This window comes from Novosphingobium sp. BL-S-19 (genome assembly GCF_055521675.1).
The window spans coordinates 750,568-768,077 of sequence record NZ_CM145498.1; the positions used below are offsets into that span (position 1 = coordinate 750,568).

Consider the following 17,510-nt stretch of genomic DNA (forward strand, 5'->3'; position numbering starts at 1 on the left):
CGACGGGGTTATTTTGAGAGCGGCAAGTCAGGACAGCGTTTGGTTCTGAAGGGCCTGCAAGTCTTCGGGCCGATCGACGTCCAGCAGGATCGCCGGATCATCTACCTCGCAAAACACCACATCGTTCCGCGACCTAAGCAGTCGCCCGGCGCCTTCATCGCCCGAAAGCGTCGCGATCTCCGCAAACAGCCGCGCGGACAGCAGCGCCGGATGGCCCGGCCGTCCGGCGCAGCGGGGCAGGGCGGCGATGCCGTCCCCGATAATCGCCGCCAATTCGGCAGCCACCCCATCCGGCACGCGCGGCATATCGCCCAGGAAGACGAAGACCCCCTCCGCCCCATCCGCCGCAGCGATCCCGGCCTGCAACGATTGCGACAACGCCGCGCTGTCGATCCGCAGCACCTCCACCACCGGTTCGCCCGGCCATGCGCCGATATCGATGCCGGGCTTCGTCACCACGATCACGCGTGAGACCGGCGCGGCCCGCGCAGCGCGGATGGCGTGGAACAGCAGCGGTTCGCCGTCGAGCAGGGCCGAAAGCTTGTCGCTGCCGAACCGGCTGGCACGTCCCGCGGCCAGCACCAGCGCGGCGTAGGTCACGCGCGCTCCGCCGCCGGGTTCATGGCCTGCATGATCTGGGCGATAATGCCGGTCGCGACTTCGAACGGCGATTTGCCCAGCCCGGTCACACCGGGAGAGAGGTGAAGCCGCGCCAGTTCGTCCTCGCCTGCACCCAGCGTGCGGAGCGCCGCCATGCGCCCCTCCGTCCGCGATTTCGCGCCGATCATGCCCACCCACGCGGCGCCGCCGCGCAGCGCGGCCAGACAGCCGCCAAGATCGTGATGATCCTCATGCGTGGCGCCGAGGTAGGCGGTCCAGCGATCGATGCCGAGTTCGGCCACGGCGTTTGCCGGCTGCGCCCGGATGTAGCGGGCGAGCGGGAAGGGCGGCGGAGAGTGCGGTCCGTCAGGCCGCACCAGCACGGTTTCGAAACGAGCCAGCGCTGCCAATTGCGCCGCCGCCAAAGCGCCCGGATCGCCGCCGGAAACAATCAGCCGGCGCAGCGGATCGAAACGGCGGGTGAGCGAAAAGGGCTCTGCCGTGGTTTCGAGCAATGGGCCGTCTTCAGTCGTGACGCGGCGGCTGGTGCCATCGCTGTGCCAGCGGCAGGGGCGACGCTCCGCGCCATGGCGCAGGAGTTCGGCGACGGCCGGGCAGTCCGCCGGCACCCGCTCCACCATCACGTAAAGCGCGCCGCCGCAGCGCAGGCGGATATCGATCCACGGGCTGCCCATGCCATAGTGAAGCTGGCGCGGATGGCCGTCCGCCAGCACTTGCGCGGCGTGGTGGGCAACGTCGCCCTCTATGCAGTCGCCGGAGAAATAGCCGCTCGCCTCGATCGTGCCGTCCGCCGATGCGGTGAACAGCATCTGCGCGCCGGGCCCGCGCGGCGCGCTGCCTTCCACGCGGTGCAGCGTGGCCAGCGCGCAAGGCAGTCCGGCGGCACGGGCAGCGGCCAGCGGGGCGCGGATATCGTCGATCCAGCCGAACAGCGGCCAGTCCGCATTCGCGATTTCGCCGAGGATTTCGGCCGTAACCATGTCAGACCGCCGTGGCGGGGGCCTTGGTCAGCGGGCGGTCGGCATCGTGGGCGGCATCGCTTGCACCCAGCACCGGCGCGATCACCAACCGATGCAGGATCGGCGCGATTTCCTCTGGCGGCATGTCCGGGCCGTGGCCCAGCCACCAGGCAAGAATGTCGAAGGTGGCGCCGGTCCCGTGGACGACGCCGAGATCGGAGGGCAGCCATTGCACCGGATTTTCCACCTGGCCGACAAGTCCGCGCGCCTGGCGAATGAACTCGTCCCGCACGATGGCGGCGGCCCCGCCCGCCAGCAGGGCAGACCACAGGCCCCGATGCCCATCGACATAGCGGCACAGCGCCAGCGTAGATTCGAAGCTGTCGGCATCGCGCAGCACCGGAATGGTCATCGCCAGCAGCCCGGCGATCTCTTCCGAGGCGACATCGCCCAGCAGCGCTTCCTTGGTGGGATAATGACGGAAGAAGGTGGCATAGCCGATCCCGGCATGGGCGGCGATTTCGCGAATGGTGATCTGGTCGAACGGGCGTTCTTCCAGCAGCGCAAGCATGGTTGCGTTCAGCGCCTTGCGCGAACGCACTTGCCGCGCATCGGTGGGCGCGTCTTTCCTGAACCCCGCGAGATGACCATCCATGACTGTTCCGTAACACCCTGTCGCGGCGGTGTCTAATTATCGCCCGCGATTGGCGGGCGGCGCGTTCACCCTTCGCCGATGCGATCCGAAAACAGCAGGCGGCCGCCGGACAAGTGGATCAGCGCCTCGTTGAAATCCTCAGGGCTCATCGCGAAGCAGCCTTCGCTGCGGCCGATCTTGCCCCACTTGGCGATCATCGTCGCATCGACGTACCACGCCGGATGCATGACGATGGCACGTTCCAGCGCGGCCGAATTGTCTGCGTCCAGCCCCTTGAGCCGGATCGAGGTGCCGTACTTGCCCTGATACCATTCGCACGTGAGGAAGGCCCCGCGCGAGGTGGCTTCGGATCCCGGCAGGTTGGAAAAGCTCTGCAGCCAGCCGCTGTGCATCGGGTCCGACCCGCGCCCATGCGCCAGCAGGAAGGAGCGGACGGTGCCGCTTTCCAGATTGGCGAAATGCAGGCGCGGCTTCCATGAGGGTTGCGAGAAGTCGGCGATGCCAACCAGATCGGTGCGCCACAGCGTATTGCCCACGCGGCCAACCTGCCGCGCGGCAACGTCCAGAATCCGGCGCTCGTAAGGCGTGCGGACATATGTGCCCACGCCGTACCCCGCCGTCACCCCGGAGGATGCCCCGTCAACTGAAGTGTTCCCTGCTGCCAGCACGCGGGTTGGAAGCGCGAGGCTTGCCCCCGCCGCCAGTCCACCCATGAGGACAGCACGCCGACCCAACGTGTGTTCCATGCCCGTAGATTAACCGATTTCGGTTAACGGCGCCATACGAACCACTCCGTCGAATTTCGGAGAAACGTCAGGTTATCGCGCATGGAAAACGGTTCGTCGCGCTGCGGCGCGCCGTTGGAGTTAACGAACTGAAAAGCTTGGATCTCTTGGGGAAGGATTGCGGTGGAAAACAGTTGGCGGGCGCGTTCAGCCCGGCGGGTCCGAGGGCAAGGGAAAAGTGGAATGGCCCGTGATGGCGCAGCTGCGCGCAGTTTGCGGCTCGGCCCGGAGGCCAGCGGCATCGGCGGACGAAGCCCCCGATGCCGCGAGTCTCATTCAGGCAACCACCTTCAGCGGCTTGTGCTGGTGCTGGCGGATCCAGTCTTCCACCACCGGCGCGATCCGATTGCGCCACTTGCTGCCGTTGAAGATGCCATAGTGGCCCACGCCTTCGGCGAGCAGGTACTTCTTGCGATCCTCGGGCAGGTTGGTGGCAAGGTGCAGCGCCGCCTTGGTCTGCCCAATGCCCGAGATATCGTCGCGCTCGCCTTCTACCGAGAGCAGCGCGGTGTCGCGGATCGCGCCCAGATCGATGCGCTCGCCGCGGTGGACGAATTCGCCGTTGGGCAGCGAGTGCTTCTGGAACACGTGCTCCACGGTCTGGAGATAGTATTCCGCGGTCATGTCGCAGACGGCGCGGTATTCGTCGTAGAACGCCTTGGTGGAGGCGGCGCTCTCGTCGTCGCCTTCCACCAGATGCTTGAACATGCCGTAGTGGCTCATCACGTGGCTGCCCAGGTTCATCGCCATGAAGCCCGCCAGCTGCAGGAAACCGGGATAGACCTTGCGGCCGCCGCCCGGATAAGTGAGCGGCACGGTGGCGACGACATTATGCTCGAACCACGAAAGCGGCTGGTTCATCGCCACGTCGTTGACGCTGGTGGGCGCCTCACGCGTGTCGATCGGGCCGCCCATCATCGTGAGCGTAGCGGGGCGGCAGGGGTTGCCCTGCTTGCCCATGATCGCGGCGGCGGCGAAAGCGGGGACCGAGGGCTGGCACACCGCCAGCATGTGCGTGCCGGGGCCGATGTGCTCAAGGAAGGCGATCAGGTAGTCGATATAGTCATCCAGATCGAAGCGGCCGGCGCTCTGCGGCACCATCTTCGCATCGGCCCAGTCGGTGATGTAGACCTCGCAGCTTTCCACCATGCGCGCCACGGTGCCGCGCAGCAGCGTGGCGAAGTGGCCGCTCATCGGCGCGACGATCAACAGCTTCGGCGCGTTCTTGGGCAGGCCGGGGTGATCGAAGCGCAGCAGGTTGCCGTAAGGGCGGTGCATCACGATCGCTTCGGTGACGGGGTAGGTCTTGCCGCCGACCGTCGTTTCCTCGATGTCGAACTCCGGCTTGCCGCGCGACATCGTGGCATGCGCGAAAACGTCGAGCGCGGAGGCCATGACCGGGCCGAATCCGAAATGGCTGAACGGCATCGACGGATTCGTCAGCATTTCTGCGCCCACCGATGCCCAGGCGGCGGCGCCGCTCAGCATGGTGCGCTGCAGTTCATAAGCGTTGTAAAGCAAGCGAATTCTCCTGCGCGACGTGCCCGACGGCCTCTTTTTGGGCCGTTCTTTCGTGGGTTTGCGGATCCCATTTGGGCCTGCAAACCTACTTGTGCAATGCGGCATTAGTGGGTCGTCCCGTTTTGCACCGCGTAAAAACCCCGATCATACTATCCGGAACATCCATCGGTAGGCCGGCGTGGCGGGCCTTTTCCCGGAGCCTGCAACACGATAATGCGCACGGCCATGCAAGCCGATGTGGATCAGAATGAGGCGCAGGAAATCGGCGCCGCGATGAAGGAAAGCCGGAGCAGCCGGGGCAAGAGCCTAGGCGCGCTGGCCATGGTCTGGCGAGAGCTGTTCCATTACCCCGGCCGGATGGGGATCGCTGGCGCCGCGCTGGTGACCACCGCCACCTCCACTCTCGCGATTCCCTATGGTTTCCGCCAGATCGTCGATCAGGGCTTCGCGCAAGGGGCCGATCCTTCGGCGATCCGCTGGTGGTTCGCGATGCTGATGGGCGTCGTCACCGTGCTCTCCGTCGCCACCGCGATCCGCTTCTACTCGGTGTCCTGGCTGGGTGAGCGCGTGGTGGCCGACATTCGCCTGCGCGTGCAGCGCCACCTCGTCACCCTGTCCCCCAGCTTCTTCGAGGAAAACAGCCCGAAGGAGATTGCCTCACGCATGACCGCAGATACCGCGATCATCGAAACGGTGGTCGGCACCACCGTCTCGGTCGCGCTGCGCAACGCGATCATGGCGGTGGGCGGGGTGATCTACCTGTTCATGCTGGCCCCGCATCTGACGCTGGGCCTCGTCATCGCGATTCCCGTGGTGATCCTGCCGATCGCCGCCTTCGGCCGCCGTTTGCGCGCGGTCGCCCGATCGAGTCAGGACCGCGTGGCGGATATCGGCGCGATGACCAGCGAGGTCTTCGGCGCGCTGCGCGTGGTGCAGGCGTTCAATCAGGAAGGCCACGAAATGAACCGCTTCGCCGCCACGGTGGAGCGCACGTTCGAAACCGGCAAGCACCGCATCATCCTGCGCGCGGCGATGACGGCGGTGATCATGTTCCTGGTGTTCGGGGCGATCACCGTGATCCTCTGGCGCGGTGCCATCGCCGTGGCCGAAGGCACGATCAGCGGCGGCACTATCGCTGCATTCGTGGTGACGGCGGGCATCGTGGCCGGCGCCTTCGGCTCGCTCACTGAGGTCTACGGCGATCTAGTGCGCGGGGCAGGGGCGGCCAGCCGTCTGGCCGAACTGCTGGGCGAGCGGCCCGCGATCACCGCGCCGACGCGTCCGCAAGTGCTGCCGCAGCCGGCGCGCGGCAAGATCGCCTTCGAACGCGTGACTTTCCGCTATCCTGCCCGGCCGGACACTGCCGCGCTGCACGATTTCAGCCTGACCGTGGAGCCGGGCGAGACCGTCGCCATCGTCGGCCCCTCCGGCGCGGGCAAGTCCACGCTGTTTCAGCTGGCCGAGCGTTTCTACGATCCGCAGAGCGGCGTCGTGAAGATCGACGGCGTGCAGCTGACGTCCGCCGATCCTTCCGAAATTCGCCGCCGCATTGCGCTGGTGCCGCAGGAGGGTGTGCTGTTCGCCGCCTCCGCACGCGACAACCTCCGCTATGGCAACCCCAATGCCAATGACGCCGCGATCTGGGACGCCGCCCGCGCCGCCAATGCCGAACAGTTCCTGCTTGCGCTTCCCGAGGGGCTCGACACGTTCCTGGGCGAAGACGGCGCGCGCCTGTCCGGCGGCCAGCGCCAGCGCCTTGCCATTGCCCGCGCGCTGCTGCGCGATGCGCCGATCCTGCTGCTGGACGAGGCGACCAGCGCGCTCGATGCCGAAAGCGAACGTCTGGTGCAGGATGCGCTGGACAAACTGATGGCCAGCCGCACCACGCTGGTGATCGCGCATCGCCTTGCCACCGTGCGGCAGGCGGATCGTATCATCGTGATGGATGGTGGCCGTATCGTCGAAGAGGGCAATCACGAGAGCCTGACGCGCGCCGGCGGTCTCTATGCAAGGCTTGCAGCGCTGCAGTTCGACATGGTGATCGGATCTGTTTGAAAATCCGCCGCAGGCGGATTTTGGCGGCACCAGCCCGCTCCCCCACCCGGCCTCCCACAAGTGTATCCTCGATGGGAGGCCGGGTGGGGGAGCGGGCTGGTGCCGCACGAAAATGCCCGGATGGGCATTTTCTCGATTCGTCGCAATCGACGAACGGCTGACAGGCGCCGACGAACTGCAACGAGGGGCTGGCGTTGCCCGCGCTGGCAATTATGTTGCGCCATATGCGGGTCGTCCTGACCCGTTCCGTATTCCATGCGTGTTACAAAATTCGGAAAGGCTTGCTCATGCCTCGCACCCTTTTGAGGGCGCTCGCCACCACGGCGCTCGTCTCTGCAACCGTTCTTTCGGTCCCGGCTTTCGCCCAGCAGGCGGCGCCCGCCGCCGCCACGTCGAACCCGATGGAAGTCGATCCCGCCAAGGTCTCGTGGGGCGGTGCGGGCATCCAGACGCAGTGGGAAGACAAGAGCGTGAAGCCGGGTGACGACTTCGACCGCTATGTCAGCGGCAAGTGGTCCGACGCCGTGGTGCTGCCCAGCGATCGCACCAACTGGGGCTCGTTCACCGCGCTGCGCGATCTTTCCGAACAGCGCCTGCACGGCATCATGGACGAACTGCTCGCCTCGAACCCGGCACCGGGCAGCGACGCGGCGCGCGTGGCCGATGCCTATCGCGCCTTCATGGACGTGGACGCGATCAACAAGGCCGGTCTCGCTCCCGCACAGCCCTACCTTCAGCGCATCTACGCCGCGCAGACGCCGGATGACCTGATGAAGCTGTTCGCTTCGCCGGGATATGCCTCGCCGCTGGGCGCCTATATCTCGCCCGACGCCAAGGCCAGCGACGTCAACGCCTTTCAGGTGGGCCTCGGCGGCCTTGGTCTGCCCGACCGCGATTACTACCTGAAGAGCGATGCCCGTTCGCAGGAAATCCGCGCCAAGTACCTCGATTACCTGACCTTCCTGCTCGGCAAGGCGGGCTACACCGATCCGGCGGCTTCGGCCAAGGCCGTGCTCTCGCTGGAAACCCGTCTGGCGCAGGCCGACTGGGATCGCGCTGCCAGCCGCAACCCGGACCTGACCTACAACAAGCTCTCGCTCGCCGAGTTCGAAGGGCTGGCCTCGCCCGGCCTGATGAAGACCTTCGTCGACACCATGGGCGCCAGCAAGGCCGGCTACGTGCTGGTCGACCAGATGCCGCCTTCGGCCGAGGAACTGAAGGACGCGCGCATCGACGCGGCGCAGGCGGCTGCCTGGTTTGGTGGCGGCGTGCCCGAAGCGGCCAAGCTGATCGAAAGCGTGCCGATCGCCACCTGGCAGGCCTGGCTGGCCGCGCAGTTCCTGCGCACCCACGCCGCCGTCCTGCCCAGCGACATCGATGACGCCAACTTCGCCTTCTACGGCAAGGTGATGAGCGGCCAGCCCGAACAGCGCGCCCGCTGGAAGCGCGGCATCGCGGCGGTGGAAGGCATGTCGGGCGAACTGCTCGGCAAGATCTACGCCGAAAAGTACTATCCGCCCGAAGCCAAGGCGGCGATGGAAGCGCTTGTCGGCAACCTGCGCAAGGCGATGGCCGCCAATCTGGCCGACCTTTCGTGGATGAGCGCCGATACCCGCAAGGCCGCCGTGGCCAAGCTGGACGCCTTCACGCCAAAGATCGGCCAGCCGGCCAAGTTCAAGGAATACGAAGGGCTGGCGTTCTCCGCCACCGATCCGCTGGGCAACATGATGGCCTCCGAAAAGTGGGAAAACGGTGACCAGATGCGCCGTCTCGGCCAGCCGGTGGACCGTGCCGAATGGTTCATGCTGCCGCAGACGATCAACGCCTACTACAACCCTTCGTTCAACGAGATCGTCTTCCCCGCCGCGATCCTGCAGCCGCCGTTCTTCAACGTCTCGGCCGACCCTGCGGTCAACTACGGCGGTATCGGCGCGGTGATCGGCCACGAAATGGGCCATGGCTTCGACGATCAGGGCGCCAAGTTCGACGGTCAGGGCAACTTGCGCGACTGGTGGACCGCGGCCGACAAGGCCAACTTCCAGAAGCTGCAGGACCGTTTGGAAGCCCAGTACAATAGCTTCTGCCCGTTCGACGACGGCAAGACCTGCGTGAACGGCAAGCTGACCATGGGTGAGAACATCGGCGACCTCGGCGGCCTCAGCCTCGCCTACCGTGCCTACAAGCTGTCGCTAAACGGCAAGGAAGCCCCGGTGATCGACGGCCTGACCGGCGACCAGCGCTTCTTCATGGCCTGGGCGCAAGTGTGGCGCAGCAAGTACCGCGAGGAAGCGGTGCGCCAGCAGCTGAAGACCGACCCGCACTCGCCCGCACACTACCGCATCAACGGCCTCGTCCGTAACTTCGACGAGTGGTACAAGGCCTTCGACGTGAAGCCGGGCGACAAGCTCTATCAGGCGCCTGCGGACCGCGTGCGCATCTGGTAAGCCGCTACGGCCTGAACGACAGACGCGGCCCGATCCGGAACCATCCGGGTCGGGCCGCTTCCGTTTGGGCCGCCTCCGTTTGAGCCCTCGGGAACGACTGCCCGGCGCGGCGCTTTCCCTACGCGACCCGCCGCGAGGAGTAACCCGTTGCCCGACTTCGATCTCTATTATTGGCCCGTTCCTTTTCGCGGGCAGTTCATCCGCGGCATCCTGGCCTTCGCGGGCAAGACCTGGGCCGAGCATGACAGCGACGAGATCGGCGCACTGATGGCGAAGGCGCCGGCCGACCAGCCCGTGCCCTTCATGGGCCCGCCAGTGCTGATCGACGGCGCCAGCGGCTTTGCCGTGGCCGAAATGCCGGCGATCGCGCTCTATCTGGGTGAGCGGCTGAAGCTCTTGCCGTCCTCTCCCGAAGGCCGTGCGCTTTCGCTGAAGGTGGTCAACGATGCCAACGATGTGATCGATGAGATCACACTCGACGGCGGGCGCGAGATGTGGACGGCCGAGAAATGGCGCGATTTCACGCCGCGTCTGCGTCGCTGGATGGAGATCTGGGAGGCGACCGGAAGCGCCCATGGTCTGACGGACGAGGGCGGCACGATGCTGGGCACCGAAACGCCCGGCGTCGCCGATATCGTCACGGCCATTCTCTGGTCGACGATGGCTGATCGCTTCGCCCCCATCGCTTCCCTGCTGGAAGAGGCGGCGCCGCATGTGGCGGCACTGGTGCGGCGGATGCAGGATATGCCGCCGCTGGCCGCGCTCGCCCGCGATTCCCGGCGGGACTATGGCGATGGCTATTGCGGCGGGCAGATCGAGAAATCGCTGCGCAAGGTCCTCCTTTAGGGGAAAATACGCCAAGCCGCGTTTTTCCAGCGATTATAGAGGCTCGCTTCCCCCGCACCGGCTTGACTTGGCTCGCCCGTGCGGCATGACCTTGCGCCGATGGACCTTACCCTTACCGCAATCCTCCTCGGCATCGTCGAGGGCGTCACCGAGTTTCTGCCGGTCTCCTCGACCGGGCACCTCATCCTGGCCACCGAGCTGTTCGGATACGATGCGTCGCAATGGGCGACGTTCAATATCGTCATCCAGCTGGGCGCGATCCTGGCGGTGATCGTGCAGTTCTGGCGCACATTCACGGCGGTGGGCGCGGGCCTGCTGCGGCTGGATCCGGTTTCCGTCCGCTTCGTGCGCAACATTCTGCTGGCGTTCCTGCCCTCTGCCGTGCTGGGCCTGCTGCTGAAGCACTATATCGAGGGTCTGCTCGGCCAGCCGATGGTGGTGGCCTGGGCGCTGATCGTCGGCGGCATTGCCATCCTCGGCATCGAGAAGGTGGCCAAGCCCGGTGCCCCCAGCGGTGTCGCCCAGCTTCCGGTCAAGACCTGCCTCGGCGTCGGCCTGGCGCAGTGCCTGGCGATGGTGCCGGGTGTGAGCCGCTCCGGCGCGACGATCATGGGGGCGCTGGCGATGGGCGTGGAGCGCCGCACGGCGGCCGAATTCAGCTTCTTCCTGGCCGTGCCGACGATGCTGGGCGCCACCACGCTGGAACTGCTGGGCGCGCGCCATGAACTGATGGCGGGCACCGGCCCGGTGGGCTGGGGCGAGATCGGCATTGGCTTCGCGGTCGCCTTCGTGGTGGCGCTGGTCGTCATCAAGGCGTTCATGGCTTTCGTAAGCCGTTCGGGCTTTGCGCCTTTTGCGTGGTATCGTATCGTTGCTGGCGCATTGGCGCTGTTCCTGCTTTCGCGGGTCTGAGAAAGGCTGAACGACCATGGCCGAGGACAAGCAAAAGAAACTCGGCCGCAAGCCCTACGAAAACCTGCTGGAGCCGATGCTCGAGGAACTGGTGGGCATGGCCCGCTGGGCCTCGACCACCGGCGCGCGGCTCGTCGTGCTGTTCGAAGGGCGCGACACTGCGGGCAAGGGCGGGGCGATCAAGGCGGTGTCCGGCCAGCTCAATCCCCGTCAGTGCCGCACGGTCGCTCTGGGTGCCCCCAGCGAGCGCGAGCGCGGGCAGTGGTATTTCCAGCGCTATGTCGAACACCTGCCCAGCCGCGGAGAGATCGTGCTGTTCGATCGCAGCTGGTACAACCGCGCCGGCGTGGAGAAAGTCATGGGCTTCGCCACTGCCGGCGAGGTGAAGCGCTTCCTGGAGCAGGTTCCGGTGTTCGAACGGATGCTGGTCGACGACGGCATCCTGCTGTTCAAGTACTGGCTGACCTGCGATCAGGACAAGCAGGAGGAACGGCTGAACGAACGGCTGATCGATCCGCTGAAGCGCTGGAAGCTCTCCCCGATCGACGTCGCCGCGCGCGAGAAGTACGAGGATTACACCAAGGCGCGCGAGGACATGCTGAAGGCCACGCACAAGAAGCATGCGCCGTGGACGCTGGTGGACTTCAACGATCAGCGCCTGGGCCGCCTCACACTCGTGCGCGATCTGCTGGACCGGTTGCCCGATACCAAGGTGGATCCTGCAGCGATTCGCATGGAGCGGCTGGCGCACGCCCCCTACAACGAGAAATACGGCGTGCTGAAGCCGATCAAGGACTTCGACGTCGATTGACGCGATCACCGCGCGCGGGGCTTCCGGCTGCCCCGAACGGTCCAAACTTGCAGCCCCGAATCGCTCGTTGGCCTTGACTCTGGCCGACATCTAAAGCATGGGGCCCAGCCTTGAGGGGCGGTCTCGTACCGCCTCTATGCTTTTTCAACGATGCCGGCCTGCCAGGGCGGCTGAAACGAGAGAATTAGGAAACCGCCATGGCGAAGCCCGCAACCGTCAAGATCCGTCTTGTCTCGACCGCCGACACCGGCTTCTTCTACGTCACCAAGAAGAACCCGCGCAACACGACCGAGAAGATGACCTTCCGCAAGTACGACCCGGTCGTGCGCAAGCACGTCGAGTTCAAGGAAGCCAAGATCAAGTAATTCGCTGGTTCCGATGCGAATCGGAACCGAAGCGCTTCAGGTGCGGTTCAAGGCTGTGAACCCAATGGGAGGCTTATGACCCGCACCTTCAAGATCTTTCGCTCTTGCGTAGGCGCGGCCACTTTGGCCGCGCTTTCCGTTCCTGCCCTCCTTCCGGCCAGCCCTGCGCTCGCGGCATCGCCCGCAGAGCAGCAGCAGCTCGATTCCGCCGTGGCCGCGCTGCGCGCGATCACCACGCTGAAGGCCGATTTCGTGCAGACCGACCGCAATGGCCAGTCGGTCAGCGGCCAGCTCACGCTCGCCCGTCCGGGGCGGATCCGCTTCCAGTACGAGAAGAGCGCGCGCATGCTCATCGTTGGCGACGGCAAGGCGCTGACGATGATCGACTATGCCGTGAACCAGGTGCAGCGCTGGCCGATCGGTAACAGCCCGCTGGGCGCGCTGCTCGACCCCAAGCGCGACGTGGCCAGGTTCGGCACCGTGCGCCCCACCGGCAATCCCAACGTGATCTCGGTGGAAGTGCGCGATCGGTCGCACCCCGAATACGGCGTGATCACCCTGATCTTCACGCGCAAGGCCTCTGCCCCCGGCGGGCTGGAGCTGTCCTACTGGGTGGCGCTCGATTCGCAGAATCAGCGCACTACTATCGCGCTTTCGAACCACCGGTACGGCGTTCCGGTGACGGATAACGATTTCCGCTTCAACGATCCCCGTCCGCGCAATCGTCGCTGAACCGAGTCGGAAAGGCTTGGTGTATTTCATCTATACGGGAAAACGCTTGGCCGAGTTTTGACCGTCCTTAGCGACAAACTGTGACAGTTTCTTTCAGCCCGTTCACTTGGCAGAAAGCCAAGAGCACCTAGATAGGAATGGTCAGAACGGTTCGAGGCGGGTTTCCCCCCTGTTGCCCACGCCTCCTGAGTGAACCGCTCTGATATTAGCGTGACGAACGCTTACAGGAACCCTCGGTCCTCTGCCCCCGGACCGAGGGTTTTTGTTTGTGTGGCTGTGGTTCGGCCCATGCCGGGCTGCGAACGGCACCGTTCTGCGCTTCCGGTGCTCACGGCCAGAAAGGCCGCTCCGCTCCGGTTCTCGACCGGCACCATTCTCGCTCCGGCCTGAGCCAAACCACAGCCACACAAGCGCTGCGCCATTCCGCACATTTGACAACGACCCGATCGAATCAAAATCCACCGTCGCCCCCGCGAAGGCGGGGGCCCCGCTTCCTTTTTTCTTCGCCCAACCGCCCGCGCGTCATGCGCACCTCTGGCAATTCGCGGGTGGCGTCCCTAAAGCCAGGGCCATGAAAATTGCCACCTGGAACATCAATTCGGTCCGCCTGCGTCTCGATCAGGTAGAGCGTTTCCTTACCGAGCAGGCCCCCGACGTCCTCTGCCTTCAGGAGATCAAGGTTGCCGAGCATCTCTTCCCGCATGAGATGTTCGAACGCCTTGGCTACACGCACCGCGCGATCCATGGGCAGAAGGGCTATCACGGCGTCGCCACCGTCTCGAAAGTGCCCTTCACCGAATTCAGCCGCCACGACTGGCAGGACAATGGCGAGGCTCGCCATGTCGGCGTCGAACTGCAAGGCGCAGGGCAGGGCCTGATCCTCGAAAACGTCTACATCCCCGCCGGCGGCGACATTGCCGATCGCACGGTCAATCCCAAGTTCGGCCAGAAGCTGGACTTTCTGGAGCGCATGACGCGCTGGGCGGACAAGATCGACCGCCCCACGCTGATCGTCGGCGACTTCAACATTGCCCCGCTGGCATCGGACGTCTACGACCACAAGGCGCTGCTCAAGGTCGTCAGCCACACCCCGATCGAGGTGGAGACGCTCACCCGCTTTCAGGACGCGCATGGCTGGGTTGACCTTGGCCGCCAGTTCATCCCCGCGCCGGAGCGCAATTACTCCTGGTGGTCCTACCGCAGCTACTGGCGCCAGAAGGACCAGGGGCGCCGTCTGGACCACATGTGGGCCTCCCCCGACCTTGCCAAGCAGGCGCGCGCGCATAGCTTCGTGGAGGAAACGCGGCGCTGGGAGCAGCCGAGCGACCACATTCCGCTGATCTCCGAGTTCGAACTCTGAGCGGGCAGGGCTCCTCCCGCCGCGTGGCGCTGGCGCTCGATGCGCTGCGTCATGGTTGGCCGATCCGGGTGGGCGAGCATTCCATACTCCTGCCCGCCGAGACCGGCTTTGCTCCCGGCGTGACCGCCCCGCGCATGCTGATCTCCGCCGCGCGCGCGGTGACGCTGAAGCTGGCCAACCAGCGCGAGGCGGCCGTGCCGGAAGCGCCGGTGCTGATCCGCGCGGCAGAGCCTTTCGATCTGGCCGCCGCGCGCGCCATTGCCGATCCCGCGCTCGATCTGGTCCATCCGATGAAAGGCCCTTTCGCGGCCGAACATATCGACGATGGAGAGGCGGCGCGCACGGCCATGGAACTGGCGCGGCTCGCCGGCATCCTGCCGGCTTTCCTCGTCGCGCCGCAGCCGGTGGGCGAGGCGCAGCAGGTTTCGGCCGAAGATCTGGCCGCGTGGAAGGAAGTGGGCAATCTCGTGATCGCGTCCCGCGCGCGGCTGCCCGTCGCGGCGGCGGAGGATGCGGAGATCGTCGCCTTCCGCGCGCTGGACGATTTGCGCGAACATGTCGCGCTGGTGATCGGCACGCAGGACGGCGACCGCGCGCCGCTGGTGCGGCTCCACTCCGAATGCCTGACCGGCGACATCCTCGGCAGCCTGAAGTGCGACTGCGGCCCGCAACTGGACGCGGCGCTGCGGGCGATGGCGGATGAGGCGGCGAACGGCGGCTGGGGCGTGCTGCTCTATCTGCGGCAGGAAGGGCGCGGCATCGGCCTCGTCAACAAGCTGCGCGCCTATCAGTTGCAGGATCAGGGCTTCGACACGGTGGACGCCAACAACCGCCTTGGCCTGCCGACCGAGGCGCGCGACTTCCCGGTGGCGGCGCGGATGCTGCAGCTGCTGGGCGTCCACGCGATCCGGCTGATGACCAACAACCCGGCCAAAGTCGCCGCGCTGGAAGGCGTGGGCGTGACCGTGGCAGAGCGCGTGCCGCATAAGCTGCCGCCGAACCCGCACAACGCCCGCTATCTCGATACCAAGCGGGATCGCACGGGGCATATTCTCTAAACTGCTTTCGATCCTCCCCTGCAAGGGGAGGGGGACCGCCGCAGGCGGTGGAGGGGTATCGCCCTCTCGATAGCATGACACCCCTCCGTCATCGCTGCGCGATGCCACCTCCCCTTGCAGGGGAGGATTGACGGGTAGGCCAGCCTCAGGCCAGCCCGGTCAGTACCGCGAGGCCGAGGAACGAGAAGAAGCCCATCGTATCCGTCGCCGTCGTCACGAACACGGCCGAAGAGACGGCGGGGTCGATACGGAAGCGGTCGAGCGTGACGGGGACGAGGATGCCGGCAAGGCCCGCAGTCAGGTTGTTCACCACCATGGCCGTCGCGATCACCGCGCCCAGCAGGGGGTTCTGGAACAGCAGCCACGTGCCCGTGCCGATCAGCGCGCCGAGCGCAAAGCCGTTGGTCAGGGCGATGCGCAATTCGCGGAAGATCATGCGCACGGTGTTGGAATCGGTCAGCTGGTTGGTGGCGATGGCGCGCACCACCACGGCCAGCGTCTGGGTGCCGGCATTGCCGCCCATGCCCGAAACGATCGGCATCAGCACCGCCAGGATCGCGAACTTGGCGATCGCGCCCTGGAACAGCCCGACCACCGATGACGCGATCATCGCCGTGCCCAGGTTCACCACCAGCCACGCCAGACGCGTGCGCACGGTGACCAGGATCGGCTCGTTGATGTCTCCATCGCCGGCGCCGGACAGGCGCAGGATATCCTCGCTCGCCTCTTCCTGAATGATGTGGACGATATCGTCGACGGTGATCTGGCCGATCAGCCGTCCGGCGTCGTCCACCACGGCGGCGGAGATCAGCGCGTATTTCTGGAAGCGCAGTGCGACTTCTTCCTGATCCATGTCCACCGGGATCAGCGTCTGGTCGCGCGACATCACATCGTAGAGCGGGATGTTGCGCGGGGTGCGCAGGATCCACGAGAGCGCGCAAGTGCCGATCGGGCGGTGCATCGGATCGACGATGAACACTTCCCAGAACTCGGTGGGCAGCTCGCGATGTTCGCGCAGGAAATCGATGAGGTCGCCCACCGTCATCGACTCGGGCACCGCGACGAAATCGCGGCTCATCAGGCGGCCGGCGGATTCCTCGGGGTAGGACAGCGCCGATTCGATGGCGGCGCGGTCTTCCGGCTCCATCTCGGCCAGAACGGCCTGCTGGTCCTCCTCGTCGAGGTCTTCCAGCATGGCGACGGCGTCGTCGGTGTCCAGCTGCTCGGCGATTTCGGCGACGACTTCGGCGGGCAGCGCCTCCATCAGCGCCTCGCGCACCCAGTCGTTGAGTTCCGCGATCACCTCGACGCTCATCAGGTCGCGGATGGCGCGGGCAAGGTCCAGGCGTTCGCGTTCGTCGAACAGCTCGAAAAGGTCGGCGATGTCGGCCGGGTGGAGCGGCTCGACAAGGTCGTAGACCCGCTCGAAATCCTCATCGTGCAGCGCATCCTTCACGCTGCGCACGAATTCGGACTTCAGGTGGTTGTCCTCGTCCAGGCTTCCGGATTCCTTGCCGGAATCTTTGCCCGAATCCTTGTGGCTTTCGCTCTCGGAATCGGAAGCGCCGTCCGGCGCGTCGAACGCGCGATCCTTCAGCTCTTCGTCGATATCCGGTTCCGTCATGATGGCCGGTCTACGCGCCAATTTCGCAATTGCAACAGGGGCAAGCGGCAGGGGCAAAGCTCGGCGCGAAAAATGATGGTTACAGCGCCCCTTCCGATGCCCGGCGCGTGACTTTGCCATGATCTGCCCTATATCGGGGGCCAAGCCAGTTCCGCCGGATGCAAAAGAATGGTGGCGGACAACAGGAGACTATCGATGGCCGACGAATTTCTGACCCTCACTCTGGACACCGGCAACGGCGAAGGCGGCGACGTCAAGATCAAGCTGCGTCCCGATCTGGCCCCCGGCCACGTTGAGCGCATCAAGGAACTGGTGGGCGAGGGCTTTTACGACGGCATCAAGTTCCACCGCGTAATCCCCGGCTTCATGGCGCAGGGCGGCTGCCCCAACGGCACCGGCATGGGCGGTTCGGACAAGCCGGACCTGCAGGCCGAATTCAACGCCGAACCGCACGTGCGCGGCGTCTGCTCGATGGCCCGCACCAGCTATCCGCACTCGGCCAACAGCCAGTTCTTCATCTGCTTCGACGATGCGCGCTTCCTGGACAAGCAGTACACCGTGTGGGGCCAGGTGGTCGAAGGCATGGAAAACGTCGACGCGCTGCCCAAGGGTGAGCCGCCGCGTGAGCCGGGCAAGATCGTGAAGGCGACCATTTCGGAAGGCTGATCCTTTCCGGACGCCTGACAATACGAAAGGGCGGCTCCGCAAGGGGCCGCCCTTTTTGCGTCCGGGGCCGTCGCCCTGCCGAACCGGGGATAGTCT

16 protein-coding genes are annotated in these 17,510 nt (G+C 65.6%); 10 read left to right on the forward strand and 6 right to left on the reverse strand.

Going from position 1 to position 17,510, the window contains the following annotated elements; genetic code table 11:
* Positions 1-27 precede the first annotated feature (27 nt).
* The 5 genes from ACZ1JV_RS11955 to ACZ1JV_RS11975 form a co-directional block, all read right to left on the reverse strand.
* Positions 28-600, reverse strand: a complete 573-nt coding sequence (locus ACZ1JV_RS11955; RefSeq protein ID WP_465151718.1) for a nucleotidyltransferase family protein — start codon at positions 598-600, stop codon at positions 28-30.
* The gene (locus tag ACZ1JV_RS11960; protein ID WP_465151719.1) at positions 597-1,601 is read right to left on the reverse strand and encodes an XdhC family protein; all 1,005 of its coding nucleotides are present in this window, start codon (positions 1,599-1,601) and stop codon (positions 597-599) included. Before ACZ1JV_RS11960 ends, ACZ1JV_RS11955 begins: the two co-directional genes overlap by 4 nt.
* 1 nt (position 1,602) lies before the next feature.
* Positions 1,603-2,235 carry a TetR/AcrR family transcriptional regulator gene (locus ACZ1JV_RS11965; RefSeq protein WP_465136159.1) on the reverse strand — a complete coding sequence of 211 codons (633 nt, stop codon included), beginning with the start codon at positions 2,233-2,235 and terminating at the stop codon, positions 1,603-1,605.
* A 65-nt stretch (positions 2,236-2,300) separates the two neighbouring features.
* A complete protein-coding gene (locus ACZ1JV_RS11970) occupies positions 2,301-2,981 on the reverse strand; it encodes a murein L,D-transpeptidase catalytic domain-containing protein (protein ID WP_465136158.1) in 681 nt (226 codons plus the stop codon).
* Between the two features lie 315 nt (positions 2,982-3,296).
* The gene (locus ACZ1JV_RS11975) at positions 3,297-4,541 is read right to left on the reverse strand and encodes a polyhydroxyalkanoate depolymerase (protein WP_465136157.1); all 1,245 of its coding nucleotides are present in this window, start codon (positions 4,539-4,541) and stop codon (positions 3,297-3,299) included.
* Between the two features lie 273 nt (positions 4,542-4,814).
* Between ACZ1JV_RS11975 and ACZ1JV_RS11980 the strand changes: the two genes are divergently transcribed.
* The 9 genes from ACZ1JV_RS11980 to ribA all read left to right on the forward strand — a co-directional run bounded on the left by ACZ1JV_RS11980 (position 4,815) and on the right by ribA (position 15,124).
* Positions 4,815-6,596, forward strand: coding sequence for an ABC transporter transmembrane domain-containing protein (locus tag ACZ1JV_RS11980; protein ID WP_465152552.1), 1,782 nt, complete (start codon positions 4,815-4,817; stop codon positions 6,594-6,596).
* Between the two features lie 287 nt (positions 6,597-6,883).
* Positions 6,884-9,040: a M13 family metallopeptidase gene (locus ACZ1JV_RS11985; RefSeq protein WP_465151720.1), complete on the forward strand. Its 2,157-nt coding sequence runs from the start codon at positions 6,884-6,886 to the stop codon at positions 9,038-9,040.
* Positions 9,041-9,187: 147 nt separating this feature from the next.
* On the forward strand, positions 9,188-9,886 hold the full coding sequence (locus ACZ1JV_RS11990) for a glutathione S-transferase (protein WP_465151721.1): 699 nt from the start codon (positions 9,188-9,190) through the stop codon (positions 9,884-9,886).
* Positions 9,887-9,985: 99 nt separating this feature from the next.
* Positions 9,986-10,798, forward strand: coding sequence for an undecaprenyl-diphosphate phosphatase (locus ACZ1JV_RS11995; RefSeq protein ID WP_465151722.1), 813 nt, complete (start codon positions 9,986-9,988; stop codon positions 10,796-10,798).
* 16 nt (positions 10,799-10,814) lie between these two features.
* A complete protein-coding gene (ppk2, locus tag ACZ1JV_RS12000) occupies positions 10,815-11,609 on the forward strand; it encodes a polyphosphate kinase 2 (protein WP_465151723.1) in 795 nt (264 codons plus the stop codon).
* 197 nt (positions 11,610-11,806) lie between these two features.
* Positions 11,807-11,974 (forward strand): 50S ribosomal protein L33, encoded by a 168-nt coding sequence (gene rpmG, locus ACZ1JV_RS12005; protein ID WP_086490179.1) that lies wholly within the window; start codon positions 11,807-11,809, stop codon positions 11,972-11,974.
* 75 nt (positions 11,975-12,049) lie between these two features.
* On the forward strand, positions 12,050-12,706 hold the full coding sequence (locus tag ACZ1JV_RS12010; RefSeq protein ID WP_465151724.1) for a LolA family protein: 657 nt from the start codon (positions 12,050-12,052) through the stop codon (positions 12,704-12,706).
* Positions 12,707-13,277: 571 nt separating this feature from the next.
* Positions 13,278-14,066 carry an exodeoxyribonuclease III gene (gene xth, locus ACZ1JV_RS12015; protein ID WP_465136151.1) on the forward strand — a complete coding sequence of 263 codons (789 nt, stop codon included), beginning with the start codon at positions 13,278-13,280 and terminating at the stop codon, positions 14,064-14,066.
* 23 nt (positions 14,067-14,089) lie between these two features.
* The gene (ribA, locus tag ACZ1JV_RS12020) at positions 14,090-15,124 is read left to right on the forward strand and encodes a GTP cyclohydrolase II (RefSeq protein WP_465151725.1); all 1,035 of its coding nucleotides are present in this window, start codon (positions 14,090-14,092) and stop codon (positions 15,122-15,124) included.
* A gap of 145 nt (positions 15,125-15,269) precedes the next feature.
* On the opposite strand, the gene mgtE is transcribed toward ribA, so the two are convergent.
* Positions 15,270-16,748, reverse strand: a complete 1,479-nt coding sequence (gene mgtE, locus ACZ1JV_RS12025; protein ID WP_465151726.1) for a magnesium transporter — start codon at positions 16,746-16,748, stop codon at positions 15,270-15,272.
* A gap of 195 nt (positions 16,749-16,943) precedes the next feature.
* Between mgtE and ACZ1JV_RS12030 the strand changes: the two genes are divergently transcribed.
* Positions 16,944-17,414 carry a peptidylprolyl isomerase gene (locus ACZ1JV_RS12030; protein WP_465151727.1) on the forward strand — a complete coding sequence of 157 codons (471 nt, stop codon included), beginning with the start codon at positions 16,944-16,946 and terminating at the stop codon, positions 17,412-17,414.
* Positions 17,415-17,510: the final 96 nt, after the last annotated feature.